We start from the raw sequence: 12,684 nt of genomic DNA, 5'->3' as shown, positions 1-12,684 counted from the left end.
GAACTCCAATGAAAATATGATGAAAATTAGTTTTTAGTAGCAATTGCCTCAATTTCTACCAAAGCATCTTTTGGTAATCGGGAAACTTCGACCGCAGAACGAGCGGGGACAGGCTCTTGAGCAAACATCTTTCGATATACTTCATTCATGCTTGTGAAATTTTCCATGTCGCTCAAGAATACCGTTGTTTTCACGACCCGATCCAAATCGAGTCCTCGTGCCTGTAGTACCTGTCTTACATTCTCTACGGATTGTTGTGTTTGGCCCTTGATCTCGGCAGACGCAAAGCAGCCAGTAGCGGGATTAATCGGAAGTTGTCCCGATACAAAGATGAGGGTATCGGTTTCAACAGCCTGAGAGTAAGGGCCTATTGCGGGCGGAGCTTTTTCGGTTACAATTGGTTTTATCATATAAATCCTCCTGTTGAGAAAATTTTATCTCTATAATATTTTTTTGTCAAATTAATAATAGAAAATTATCAAATTGAATGCATAATGTATGAATTTTGCGTATTTACCTGTTATTGTTGATTTTTGTGATAAAAAATTATTGTACTGTTTGTTGTCTTACTATTATTTTGCCCGTCTTCCTATGCGGCGCAATTTCCCCTGTTTGTGCATTCTCTCTGTTCGGGAGGCGCCTTCTTTGTTGCTGCTTCAGCCCAAATGGTCTGTATTGCATTGAGAAATATTTCCGCACTGCGCTGGTCTTGGCCGCTTTCTTCGGCTACTATGTCAGGCGGGGGGAGGTTACCATTTCTGGTACGGTAATACACTACCCTCTCCAGGCAGTGGAGAGGAGCTGTGTCCTGTTCATCGGCAAGGAACGTTGCATCAAAACTCATCCAGTACGGTTGAACCTTGAAAAGCTGAAAAACTGCATATTGCATGGCGCTGCTTACCGCTTGCTGGGGTTTTTCCGGAAATTCCACAGAGGAAAGAAGAGCAAAACGTGCTTTACGGTACCCTTCGAGGGTAAACGTTGCCAGCGTGAGTGAATGGTCTTTTTTATCCAGATAAAGAGTCGGTGGATTCGTTACAAGATTACCACCAAGGCACATCCGGATATACCTGTCGTTTTCTAATATTTGGCACTTGCATCGGCATTGATTGATAAGACAGTGGATATCAGATGGTAGTGTGAGTTGTGAGGAACAGGCCCTGGCAATTTCTCCATGAAAAAGCGTTTGGGGAAGTTCTGAAAATTCTCTGAGCAATAGAAAAGGCAGAGGAGAAGCAACAATAGCACTTTCCATTCCCTTTTCTTCATATTCCCGGCATGCTGCGGTACGGGCAAAAAAACGGATGTCGCCTTCAAAAAAAGAATCAAGTAGTACGACTTCACCCCAGCTCTGAAAACATGTGCCGTTAAAAAAAAGAAGCCCTAACATGCAGCCTCCCCCCTCTCTCGCTTTTGCTTCCGCCGGTTTGCTGAAAAGCATTTCGTGGGAATCCCGTATTTTGGCTATAAGGAAACCATCCCCTACTATTTTTTCTACCTCAAAGATGGTATAAAACCACGGATACGTAATAAAATGTTCAAGTACGACCTTTAGGTTGAGGTCGACTTTAGGTGCAATGCGCCTTGCGAAAGCCCTGGTAGATTCCGGATCCGTCAAAATGCTTCCTACTCTTGCGGTTTGAAATAATCTCCTTTTTGTTTCTCCGGAGAAAGGCCCTGCGGCAAGGGAAAAACGCCTCCATTCACGGTCGATATCCGCAGTTGTGGTCATAAGGTTGGCCAGGACCTCCAGAGCCGTTTGCATATAGTACACACGGGCGGCGAATACTGTTTGGGTTGTTTCCATGATATGTTCTCCTTTTTTCGTCTATGATAAATAAAGCGAAAAAAAGCATGGATGATTGCATTAATGGGTATTATTGAGAGATTTTTCTGATAGTGTCCGGAATCCTGGTGGTAATAAGAGGATAACGCTTGATTGGTCCTACGAATCGCCGGGATTCGGAACAGTGCCGAAATCCTTAAAAAGCTGGCTTGTCTGAATACCGCTATTTGCCTGATATTTACCGTCTGTATATTCGATATGATCTTCGGAAATCTGGTGATAGTAAATTTGGCAAATCTCAACTGCGGGATAAATGACAATGGGTTGAACACAGAAAATTTCCAGTGTCCAATATCCCCGAAATCCGACATCGCCGAAACCTGCCGTGACATGGATGAACAATCCCAGCCTTCCAACGGAAGAGCGCCCCTCGAGCATGGGGACGGCATGGTGGGTTTCGGTATATTCGATGGTCCTTCCTAGGTATAACCTGCCGGGTTCCAGGGTAAGACCTTCCTGCGGAATGGTTATTTCGTCTGCAGGGTTATCACGCTTCATATCCAAAAGCCGATCTCGATAGACCACCAATTTGTTATGAAGCCTAAGATTGTAGCTATTCGGATTCAGCTGCCTTTCATTGTATGGTTCAATGATGATATGCTTTCCGAGCTTTTTTTTGATTTCGTTTCCCGAGAGAATCATGTTGGCAGTGTAGCCGGATATGCTTTCGAGTACAAGCAGGAAATCTACTCTTGCCGGCTGAGCTCTTTGTTGGTAGTTTTGAGATATAATGGATCCTGTCGAATGCCTTGCCGAGGCCGGTCATAATAGCGCCTACGTTCTCTGGAGTGCCCTGGATGGCTATTTTGGCAGTGATAGTTCTTCTGGCTACCAAATTGCTTGCACCGAGGCAACGCTTCCTCAGCTTGCGGGCATGCCGGGATCTCTCGAATTCCCCGGCTCGGAATGGGCCGATGCCATATGGTATCCGATGGGACGGGAAAGTGGAGTTATGCTTCGTTGTGTTGATGCTCTCGATGTTGCTCCTCCCAGCACCGTAATACAGGGCCGTTTGTTACGTATGCCGGGGAAGGCGTGGTATCGAGACCCCTTTGGGTGCTATCCTCTCCTCCGAAACTCGCAGCTTAGTGTGGATTTTGAGGATGAAGGAAGTTGGCTTGATGCTGCGGAGATTGCCATCTATCTCTCACGATATGATTATCAACTGCCCGAGAAGGGGTTCGGTCCAAAGCGCTTTACCGGCCTGAAATTGCTTCCGGGTGAGCAACGGATGCTTTTGATGCTGATGCTTGGCGGTGAGCACCCGGGTAGAGGCCTTCGTTTCCTTTTTGACTGTGGCTTTATCGAAGAACATTGGCCGCTCTTTCTCAGTATGGCAAGGACACATCAAAGCAAGGATTTTCATCCGGAAGGTAATGTGTGGGACCATACACTTGCCACACTTGTGCACCGAAAGAAGGCGGATTCCGAGCTGGGGCTGGCTCTTTTACTTCATGACTGCGGAAAACCCTCTTCTCACCGGTCGGAGGGTAATCAATTTCACCGACATGCACAGATAGGAGCCGCTGCTGCGGTTCGTTTTCTTCGTTCGCTTGAGTTCGATGAAGAAGTGATCGGCCGCATTCATTATCTGGTCGCGAATCATATGGTTCCCTCGTTTTTGTCTGCCTCTCCGCCTCCTTCTATTGCCGAAGTACTCGACCATGAACTCTTTCCTCTGCTTCTTGAGCTTTTTCGCTGTGATATTTCTTCGTCATTTCGGGGGCCCGAACCCTATTATCAGGCGTGCAAGTTGTATCGTAATTGGAAAAGAAAGCGTAGGGTTTGAGTTTTTTAGCTAAGAGTACTTAACGTTTGTGTTAGAATTTTATGATGTTTTTATTAGATAATGATCGTTTCTCGCTTTTGGGCGCTGTTGGGATTAAGCGTCTTTATACTAAGATTTTTCCATGACTACGATTCTCTATATTGACGACGACCTGCATGATGGCGAAGTTGTTCATTCCATGCTGTTCGGTTACCATGTAGTTCTTGCCAGAAACGGTACGGCTGGGCTTGAAGCCTATTATCGCCTTATGCCGGATATTGTCATTCTCGACATACTTTTGCCCGATATGAACGGCTTGGAATTGCTTGATCGCTTGCCTACCGGTTGTGAACAGCATCCCGAAATTATTGCCCTTTCAGGTGTCGCCGATCCTGGTCTTGCTCAGGAGGTCCGACGGCGGGGTGTGAAGAAGTTTTTAAGAAAACCCATAGAGAGTAAAATACTCAAAGATGCCATCAACGAGTTGCTTAGAGGCAATGGAGCGGAGCGCCACGGGCAGCTGGAGGAACATCCTCCTGAATATACTTTTCTGGATGAAAGTGAGAACGCCTTGAGCGTGAAAAGTCCCGCATTTGCTTCGATTATTGGTTCTTCGATGATAATTTCCCGGTTGAAGGATCGGGCACATCGTTATGCCCGCTGCTCTTTTCCTGTTCTCATCCTCGGAGAGAGCGGGACCGGTAAGGAGCTTTTTGCAAAGAGTATTCATGAACTTTCCAGACGATGCAAAGATCCTTTCATCATTCTTAATTGTGCAGCACTCCCCGACACTTTGATCGAGTCGGAACTTTTCGGTACCGAAGCCGGGGCCTTCACCGGAGCGGTCAATCGGGCCGGAGGATTCGAGCTGGCAAACGGTGGAACCCTTTTTCTCGATGAAATCGGTGAGCTCTCGCCTTCCGGGCAGGCGAAACTCCTTCGTATCTTGGAAGAGAAGGTGGTATATAGGCTTGGGTCAAGACGGGGGAGAAAGATCGATGTCCGTTTTGTTGCTGCCACGAATAAGGATCTATTTTTGCGTGCCGAGGGGGGAATGTTTCGGAAGGATCTCTTCTATCGGATTTCCGGTCTCGAATTGCATATTCCCCCGCTTCGGGAACGGAAAGAAGATATAGAAGAACTTTCAGATGTGATTCTCCGCAAAGGGGTTGAAGGAGGTGAGGCAAATAGACATTATCGCCTTTCAGCGGCGGCCTTGGCACGGCTTAGGGCCCATCATTGGCCGGGAAATGTAAGGGAACTGGAACACGTTCTTCATCGTGCCATGCTTCATAGCGATTCGGCAGTAATCGAAGCAGCTCATTTGGAAGGTTCTCGTAATGGCAGGGACTATGCTTCTTTACCTGTGGATGAAAAGCAGCTCCCTCTTTTTTGACACGAATTCATCGTTATCTAATAATTCTTACCGCATTTCCCAATACGACAGGATACCGATTGCCCTGCGCGTCCTCGGAATATCCAATATACGTACCGAAAACGAGAACCTTTGTATTTAATGGAATTTCGATTGGACTTGTTTCCCTCGTTCTTCCTGCCGGGATCATATCAGCAAAACGATCACCTTCAAGCTGAACATAGCAACGGTACACTTCAACCGATTCCAATCCCTCCCATTCTCCTACGGTTAATTCTAAAAGGCCAATAAAACCTTCTTCCGCAGGCTGGAGGATCTCTCGTGCCGATACCGTCCCATCGATGGCTAATGTTTGATTCTGATTGATCTCCGGTGGCTGTGAACTATTTACCGAAAGATAGAGCGTTTTCAGATCAATTTCGGGAGCTATCGTTTGGGCGTTGGAAAAAGAAATCGCAAAACAGAAAAGGGGAAGAAAAAAGGAAAAAAAATGGTGAAAGCTTCGTCTCATCATGATATTGTAGAACGTGGAAACGTGCCGGTCAAGGACTGCCCACTGTTTTGCCGATTGCTTCATAGGTTATTTGACAAACTATCAGTAACTTCATACTATAACGAGAAGAGAACGAAGATAGAGGGTTGCTCATGAATAATAACGATATTGTACCCGGATTCGATGATGAAAAAGACGATAGTCTTAAAATACGGCTGCAGAAGGTGGATGATGTTGAAGGGTGCCTGGTTCTCTATCTGACCGGCTATATTGATACCTACAATTCCAACTTCTTTCAGAAACGGGTAACGAAAGCAGTTGAGCACAATTTTACCAGGCTGATTTTCAACTGTGGCGGACTTAACTATGTTTCCAGTACCGGTATTGGATCTTTCACTGCTTTCCTCAAGGCGGTAAAGCCACGGGGGGGAGATTTGGTTCTGCTGGAGATCCAGCCGAAGGTCTATGAGGTATTTCAGCTGCTTGGGTTCAGCCAGTTTTTCAATATTAAAGATAATCTGAATGAAGCCGTCGAATTCTTTTCTTCGGAAGGGAAGAGTGGTGCGACGGATGTCTTCCCCAAGATTTTCCAATGCCCTATCTGCAGCAAAAAGCTCAAGGCGACAAAATCCGGAAGATTCCGCTGTAGCGAATGTAAGACGATCCTTGCCATCGATAACGCGGGGCAAGTTTTTCTGGGATAGATGTAATGAACGCAGTGGAGCGTTACCTTCTAAACCTTGATCTGAATTATGAAGAGGTTGCTGCAAAAACCTATATTATTCATGAGCCCGAAAAAGGACTTGAGAATGTTGCGGTTATGCTTGATGACCCCTTGGTGATTGTGCAGGTTAAGGTGATGGATGTTCCGTCTTCCGGCCGGGAACGATTTTTCAGGACATTATTAAACCTCAACGCAACCGATTTGATCCATGGCGCCTACGGTGTCAACGGGGACGAGGTTATTCTGATAGACACCCTTCGTTCGGCTACCATGGATCTCGAAGAATTTCAGGCCTGTCTTGATGCGATCGGTCTGGCTCTTTCGCAGCATTACCGAATTCTGTCGGATTTCCGATAATATTCAGAAGGAGAATCGTAGATGGGGTTCTTCCAACGATTCAGACGAATGATTAAATCTAATCTGAACGAAATGATCAGCAAGGCCGAAGATCCGGAAAAAATGCTTGATCAGGTTATCGTCGATATGAATCGGCAGATGATCGAATCGAAAAAAAGTGTTGCCGGTGCCATTGCCGATGAAAAGAAACTTGAGCGTCAATTGAATCAAACCATTGCTGCCGCTAGGGAATGGGAAGAAAAGGCAAAGCTTGCGGTACGGGCAGGGAAAGACGATCTTGCCAAGGAAGCTCTTTTACGGAAGCAAGAGTATATGGGAGAGGCCGCCCAGTATCGGGAGCAACTTGAGGGCCAGCATGACTCGGTGGAGAAGCTGAAGCAGAGCCTTCGCCAGCTTCAACAAAAAATCGATGAAGCCCAGAGGAAAAGAAATCTTCTGATTGCCAGGGCAAAGCGGGCCAAGGCTCAGCAGAAAATGCAGGAGACGATCAAGGGCATTAATCAGAACAGTGCCTTTGAAGCGTTTGATCGACTCAGCGAAAAGGTCGACCGCATGGAGGCCGAGAACGAAGCGTATGAAGAATTGGATGCCCCGGTCAAGGATGATCTGGAGCGCCAGTTCGAAGCCTTGGAAGACGGTAGAGGCACGAGTGCCGACCTGTTGCTGGAGGATCTTAAGCAGCGGATGAAGCATGAAGAACCATCGTAATAATAATTCTTTTCGTTTTGTCGCAGCGGGAATCGATAGTGGAATTCGTATGCGCCTAAGGGAGGCGACCATTATTGATTCCCGTTTTCGTTTGAAAGAAATCGATCATTTTACTATTCCTCTCGAGTACGATGGTCCTGTTATCCTTTTTTCTAGCTTCGAGGTCCTCAGCAATCCCATGCTGAACGAAATCGTGGAAAGAGGATTCCCGTTGATTGTCTCGGGGCCGGCTTCTCTGTTGCTTCGGGCTTTTGAGTTGGGCGTAGCCGACTACCTGAGAGAGCCTTGGTCGGTAGAAGAGCTTTTGGCTCGCTGTGGCCGAATTGCCTCTCGTTTTCCCATTCCCGTTTCCAACGGCCTTTTGACCATTACGAGCGAGGGTATAACCGGTCCCGGCGGTAGTGTCGATCTTAGCGCAGCGGAAGGAAAGTTGCTTCGTCTGCTGTGTAGCGTGCCGGGACGATTGGTAGGTAGGATGGAGCTTGCATTAAGAGTAGGGCTTGAGAATGGGTCGAGAGCCCTGGATGTTCACATTTGTCATCTGCGAAAGAAGCTTGTTCAGGCCGTTCCGGCTTGGGCAAATGCGCATCAGGGGCCGATTATTTGTGAGCGGGCAAAGGGTTACCGATTTATCCCCTCGTGACTGGGATAACCTGTGGATAATTTGTATAAGAATGTGGATGAGCGTATCATATGATCAATTTTTCTGTTAACGATGAGTATAAAAATATTAACAAAGGAGTAAGGAATTGGGTGGTATCCTTGTAATTTTTTTAGTGATAAAGAATTACATGCCTATTATAGAATTTCTTGCTATATAGAAAATTTGGTTTCAAACAGTAGGTTTCGATATTGTTAGCCAGAAACCAATGGAGTTTTTTGTGGATGCTTGTGGATAACTTGTTATTAATATTGCTCGTCGGCTACTTGCGTGGTAGAGTTTGATGGTGAAGAAGATAATTCTAACGCCCTTTGTTCATTTGCTTTGGTTCCTCGTAGTGCTTATAGTAGCTTTTTTCTTTATTGTTACATACGGAACCGTGGTTTCTTCACTCCCGGGAACCCCCAATCCATCCTTGTTCCCCATTGCTGCAGATGCACTTTGGGATGCTTTTCTTATTGCAATGCCACTTTCGCTTTTTCTGGTGATTTTTTTTATTCGCAGACGCCGTAGTTTTCGTTTCCTTTCTGGAATCATAACGCTTGTTACCGCAACCTTGTTGTATGCAGCATGTTTTATTGCTCTGCAAACACTTATCGTTCCTTCTCAGATAAGAAATGACCGGGGACCCCGTCAACTCTTCGTCAAAGGAATGTTTCATCGATTCGGAGACGCATCGCTCTATCCCTTTGTGGTGAAGGATGACGGCAGCCCTGGTGAAAGCCTCTTGGTACGTCCCGGAGAAAACCCTCGTTTTTCTCTGCAAAGCGGCTTCTCGTTACAGCGTAGTGGAGCAGGGGTTTCTCTGGTCGCTTCCGACGGATACCGGTTGTCGTCACCCATGGTTAATCCCGTGGTTGAGCCCTATATTGAGCCGCCTGCAATCGTCCTGCGGCTATCATATGACTTGGAAACCAGCCATGGTGTATTATTGCGCGCCCGGGAGGACGGGTTCATGTTCTTTCTTCTTATGATCGGGGTTCAGTGTTGGTTTTGTATTCAGAGCTGGGTCATTGTGCGGGCAGGCCGATGGCCGCTCATGAACGCCGTACTTGGTATTGGAATCTTTTGGCTCTTTCTACGTGCTCATTGGTTTTTTGTATCTGATCTCTGGTTACGTTTTCTTGATTGGCTTCCCTCTTCTCTGCCCTATACGGCCATTACGGCGGGAGCCTTTTTCTTCCTTGCCTTACCCCTCTTTTTCTGGAATATTTTCAGCAGCGGGGAGGCAGCGGGTCATGAGTAAATCGGCAACGGGAAGGTGGCTTTTGGTACTTGTGCTGTTCTGGCTTATCGCTTTTGGAGCTTCTTTCGGGTACGCATTTTTCACCTTTCCTGCCGATCACGTTCTGCCGCTTTTTCGGCTGCCGTGGAGTTTTTATACCGGCTTTGATCTCTGGATTGATTTTTTACCCGCCGTTACCGCGGCCTCCATGCTGCTCTCTTTCTCTTTTTTCTTTCCCTCAATAGCTTCTTCGAATTCCGGGAAGATAAGCTTTTTCGGACGTATCTTTCCAGGAGTAATGGCCTGGGGGATTGTTTTTACCTTGTTATATGTAATCGGGGCCGAGTTGATCCTTCCTCCCTTAACAGAACGAAGGGAAGATATTGCGTATCAGAGCAAGAGGGCCGGAGAATGGGCTCGGCAGGGGGACGCTGCGGAGGCTCTGGCCGATTTTTCCGAAGCATATGACGCTTATAAAAGAGCTCTGGCCATCGACCTCGATAACCCTCTTCTTGTCGAAGATCTGGAACGGGTCGAGGGGCAGATCCCCCTTGCCGAACAAGGCGCTTCTTCCTCTTCTCTGGAAAGCAAAACCGGCCCGACGAGGCAGGAGCTTGAGATGCAGGCCTCCGATGCGCTTATGCTTGCGAAAAAGGCCTATGCAGATGAGGATTATTTTACCGCCCACTATTGGGCACTTCTTGCCTCGAGGTGGGATCCCGAGCAAAAACGTACGGCAATGGGGATAGCGGGGCGTTCCTGGGAGGCTATTGGGAAGCTTTCTCCCGACCGACTGGATGAAGAGCGGTTCGGCCGATTTGCCAAAAAAATTGCAGGGTACCAGGCTCTCGAACAAGGTGATGCGATTGAAGCATATCAGACATTTCTTGAACTTGCTGGAGATCCTGAAGCAAAATCCGATCCCGATATAGTCGAATTTTTGGAGCGTAGTCGGGAAGCTGTCGCTGATGTTTCCTATTCGGCGGAATTGGCGCTTCAGGCCGAGGCGATGCCTGGTGTTCCCGATCTTCTTTTCCGTGATTCTTCAAGCGGTCCCTTTATTGCTGCGGGAAAGATGGTATCCATCGAGGGGAAATCCTTTCTGCTTCATTTGGAGCTACTGGCATTGGACGATGACGGAAAACCGATAGTGCATATTACGGCCCCTGCTGCGCAGTTTCATGGAAAAACCCTTTTGCTTAGGGGCCTCGATCCGAACAGTGGTAAGATTGTAGATATCCCAGAAGAACTCTTTGCGCAGAGGCGTCTCTACCGTGGTACCGGTTGGCTGCTGGATCTTGATCGCGGCCTTCTGGCACTATCTTCCGACCAGCGTGAAATAGCGGATTTTGGATCGCAAAGCCACGGCTTAGGTGTGAGCAATGCCGCCGCGCTTTTTAGGTCGTCGATCCGTGAAAGTCGTCACGGATACTTTCGATTTCCCGGGCAGCTTGAACTTCTTTTTCGAGGTTCCATGCCCTTTTTGTTTTTGAATATGTTGATTTTTTCCGTAGGATTGGGACATTTTTTCCGGTTTCGGGGGGAGCATATCCCCATCTTCGGCTTTTTTTTCGTTCCCTTTGTGCCTTTCCTGATGAAATGGGCCATTGATCTTTTCTCATATGCCATGAGGCTTGTAACGGCGTTGTTGTTATTTTCCGTTTCCTTTTCTCTTGCTCTTGCCGCAATGTTGGTTTTTCATGGGATAATGCTCTTCGTGGTTCTGCTTTTTTCTGCTGGTCAACGTGATGCCTGATATGCGAAGCATTGGGAAGGGGGTTCACTTAGCCTTTGACCGTTATCCGATGGAAGTGTTGATCGGACTGTTGCTTGGGGTCTTAATCGGCTGGGGTGTATTCGGATCGGTTATCGGTGCTCTGTGTGGATATTTTTTTCGGGTTCTTCGCAGACAACTGGCGGCTGAACGTAGAGAATTTAACCATGAAGGATCAGTCCCGGGGGGATTGCTTGACGACGAAAAGCAAGAGGCAAAAAAGCAGGCTCTTGCCGAAGCCTATCGGGTTCTTGGGGTTGATTCGGATAGCGAGGTCGAATCGATCAGAAAGGTGTATCGTTCGCTTGCCGCATCTTTTCACCCCGATGGTATGGTAGCTCTCACCGATGAGCAGCGAAGGGACGCTGAGGAAGCCTTTCTGCGTATCCGTTCCGCATGGGAGTGTATTGCCCGGGATAGGGGAGCCCGTCCCTAATCTGCGGCTCCATCCCGCTCTATTCTTGCTCCCAGGCTTTTCAGTCTTTCTGCAAGCTTCTCATATCCCCTTTCAATCTGATAAACGTTGTGGATGATGCTTTTCCCTTCTGCACAGAGGGCGGCGATGACCATTGCCATGCCTGCCCGGACATCGGGACTGACCAGCTCTCCGCCACGGAGACGGCAGGGACCGCTGACTACGGCCCGATGAGGATCGCAAAGGATGATTCGTGCACCCATGCCGATGAGTTTATCGACAAAAAACATCCGAGATTCGAACATTTTTTCATGGATCAGGGTCGTTCCCTCCACCTGCGTCGCGACAACTGTTATGATGCTGGTAAGGTCTGCAGGAAATCCGGGCCAGGGGGCATCATCAATCTTGGGAATCATACCCCCGAGATCGGGGACAACCTTGAGGGTCTGGCCTCCGGGGATATGTATGGTGGAACCGTCGGTTTCCCAGTGAATGCCCAATTTTGCAAAGGCGAGACGAGTCATACGTAGATGTTTTGGATCGGCTTTTTCGATTTCCAGATCTCCCCTGGTAACAGCGGCCAGGCCGATATATGATCCTGTTTCCATAAAATCAGCACCGATGCGAAAATTGGTACCTTGAAGTTTTTTTACACCCTTTACATAGAGGATGTTCGAACCAATACCGGTAATATTGGCTCCCATGGTGTTGAGCATGTTGCAAAGGTCTTGAACATGGGGCTCACTTGCCGCATTGGAGATGATCGTTTCGCCATCGGCCAGTACCGCCGCCATGATGGCATTTTCCGTAGCAGTTACCGATGCCTCGTCGAGAAATATATCTTCACCAACAAGTTTGTTTGCCGTGATTCTGAACATACCATCGACCTCGATACGACCGCCAAGAGCACTTAGGGCAAGAAAATGGCTGTCTAATCGTCTGCGTCCTATCACGTCACCGCCGGGCGGAGGGAGCTGCACTTTCCCCGTTCTGGCAAGTAGCGGCCCCGCAAAGAGAATCGAAGCCCGTATGCTTTTGGCCATATCCGATGGTATTTCACTGGAGACAATATCGCTTGCCTTGATGCGATATACTCCCCCTTTTTCTTGTGTAACCGTCGCACCTAATTTTTCCGCAATCTCAAGCATGACCGAAACATCCTCAATGTCCGGGATATTTTGCAAAACAATCTCTTCTTCGGTCAAAAGAGAGGCCGCGATGCAGGGAAGCGCTGCGTTCTTATTTCCACTTGCCGTAATGCGGCCGCCTATCGGGTAACTTCCATCTATAGTATACGTGCTCATAACAAAAAGAATGTAGCCGACGTGGGCAAATTTA

14 protein-coding genes are annotated in these 12,684 nt (G+C 47.7%); 9 read left to right on the top strand and 5 right to left on the bottom strand.

From position 1 onward, the window contains the following. Positions 1-26: 26 nt before the first annotated feature. The 3 genes from F459_RS0103030 to dcd all read right to left on the bottom strand — a co-directional run bounded on the left by F459_RS0103030 (position 27) and on the right by dcd (position 2,488). Positions 27-410 (bottom strand): RidA family protein, encoded by a 384-nt coding sequence (locus tag F459_RS0103030; protein WP_020611263.1) that lies wholly within the window; start codon positions 408-410, stop codon positions 27-29. A 179-nt stretch (positions 411-589) separates the two neighbouring features. Then, positions 590-1,807, bottom strand: a complete 1,218-nt coding sequence (locus F459_RS0103025; RefSeq protein WP_020611262.1) for a hypothetical protein — start codon at positions 1,805-1,807, stop codon at positions 590-592. A gap of 138 nt (positions 1,808-1,945) precedes the next feature. Next, positions 1,946-2,488 carry a dCTP deaminase gene (dcd, locus tag F459_RS0103020; protein ID WP_020611261.1) on the bottom strand — a complete coding sequence of 181 codons (543 nt, stop codon included), beginning with the start codon at positions 2,486-2,488 and terminating at the stop codon, positions 1,946-1,948. An 88-nt stretch (positions 2,489-2,576) separates the two neighbouring features. Here dcd and F459_RS0103015 point away from each other — a divergent pair, with 88 nt between their 5' ends. Further along, positions 2,577-3,635: an HD domain-containing protein gene (locus F459_RS0103015; RefSeq protein ID WP_020611260.1), complete on the top strand. Its 1,059-nt coding sequence runs from the start codon at positions 2,577-2,579 to the stop codon at positions 3,633-3,635. A 121-nt stretch (positions 3,636-3,756) separates the two neighbouring features. Continuing rightward, positions 3,757-5,010: a sigma-54-dependent transcriptional regulator gene (locus tag F459_RS0103010; protein ID WP_020611259.1), complete on the top strand. Its 1,254-nt coding sequence runs from the start codon at positions 3,757-3,759 to the stop codon at positions 5,008-5,010. Between the two features lie 13 nt (positions 5,011-5,023). Here F459_RS0103010 and F459_RS0103005 read toward each other — a convergent pair whose 3' ends face one another. After that, entirely contained in the window at positions 5,024-5,500 is a 477-nt protein-coding gene (locus F459_RS0103005; RefSeq protein ID WP_245540060.1) for a hypothetical protein, read from the bottom strand. 134 nt (positions 5,501-5,634) lie between these two features. On the opposite strand from F459_RS0103005, the gene F459_RS0103000 reads away from it, so the two are divergent. The 7 genes from F459_RS0103000 (at position 5,635) to F459_RS0102970 (ending at position 11,367) form a co-directional block, all read left to right on the top strand. Next, positions 5,635-6,186, top strand: coding sequence for an STAS domain-containing protein (locus F459_RS0103000; RefSeq protein WP_013252761.1), 552 nt, complete (start codon positions 5,635-5,637; stop codon positions 6,184-6,186). 5 nt (positions 6,187-6,191) lie between these two features. After that, positions 6,192-6,563 carry a type III secretion system chaperone family protein gene (locus F459_RS0102995; RefSeq protein WP_020611257.1) on the top strand — a complete coding sequence of 124 codons (372 nt, stop codon included), beginning with the start codon at positions 6,192-6,194 and terminating at the stop codon, positions 6,561-6,563. A gap of 21 nt (positions 6,564-6,584) precedes the next feature. After that, positions 6,585-7,271: a PspA/IM30 family protein gene (locus F459_RS0102990; RefSeq protein WP_020611256.1), complete on the top strand. Its 687-nt coding sequence runs from the start codon at positions 6,585-6,587 to the stop codon at positions 7,269-7,271. After that, a complete protein-coding gene (locus F459_RS0102985; protein ID WP_020611255.1) occupies positions 7,255-7,914 on the top strand; it encodes a response regulator transcription factor in 660 nt (219 codons plus the stop codon). The genes F459_RS0102990 and F459_RS0102985 overlap by 17 nt, the downstream gene beginning before the upstream one ends. A gap of 301 nt (positions 7,915-8,215) precedes the next feature. Continuing rightward, the gene (locus F459_RS0102980) at positions 8,216-9,178 is read left to right on the top strand and encodes a hypothetical protein (RefSeq protein ID WP_020611254.1); all 963 of its coding nucleotides are present in this window, start codon (positions 8,216-8,218) and stop codon (positions 9,176-9,178) included. Continuing rightward, positions 9,171-10,913, top strand: coding sequence for a hypothetical protein (locus tag F459_RS0102975; RefSeq protein ID WP_020611253.1), 1,743 nt, complete (start codon positions 9,171-9,173; stop codon positions 10,911-10,913). Before F459_RS0102980 ends, F459_RS0102975 begins: the two co-directional genes overlap by 8 nt. Beyond that, on the top strand, positions 10,906-11,367 hold the full coding sequence (locus tag F459_RS0102970) for a J domain-containing protein (RefSeq protein WP_033301131.1): 462 nt from the start codon (positions 10,906-10,908) through the stop codon (positions 11,365-11,367). Before F459_RS0102975 ends, F459_RS0102970 begins: the two co-directional genes overlap by 8 nt. Here F459_RS0102970 and murA read toward each other — a convergent pair. Further along, positions 11,364-12,650, bottom strand: a complete 1,287-nt coding sequence (murA, locus tag F459_RS0102965; RefSeq protein ID WP_020611251.1) for a UDP-N-acetylglucosamine 1-carboxyvinyltransferase — start codon at positions 12,648-12,650, stop codon at positions 11,364-11,366. The genes F459_RS0102970 and murA overlap by 4 nt on opposite strands. Positions 12,651-12,684: the final 34 nt, after the last annotated feature.

Origin of the sequence: Sediminispirochaeta bajacaliforniensis DSM 16054 (assembly GCF_000378205.1) — a bacterium.
Lineage (GTDB): Bacteria > Spirochaetota > Spirochaetia > DSM-16054 > Sediminispirochaetaceae > Sediminispirochaeta > Sediminispirochaeta bajacaliforniensis.
Note: the sequence above shows the minus strand (reverse complement) of the source record. Positions and strands in the feature narration are given on the sequence as shown.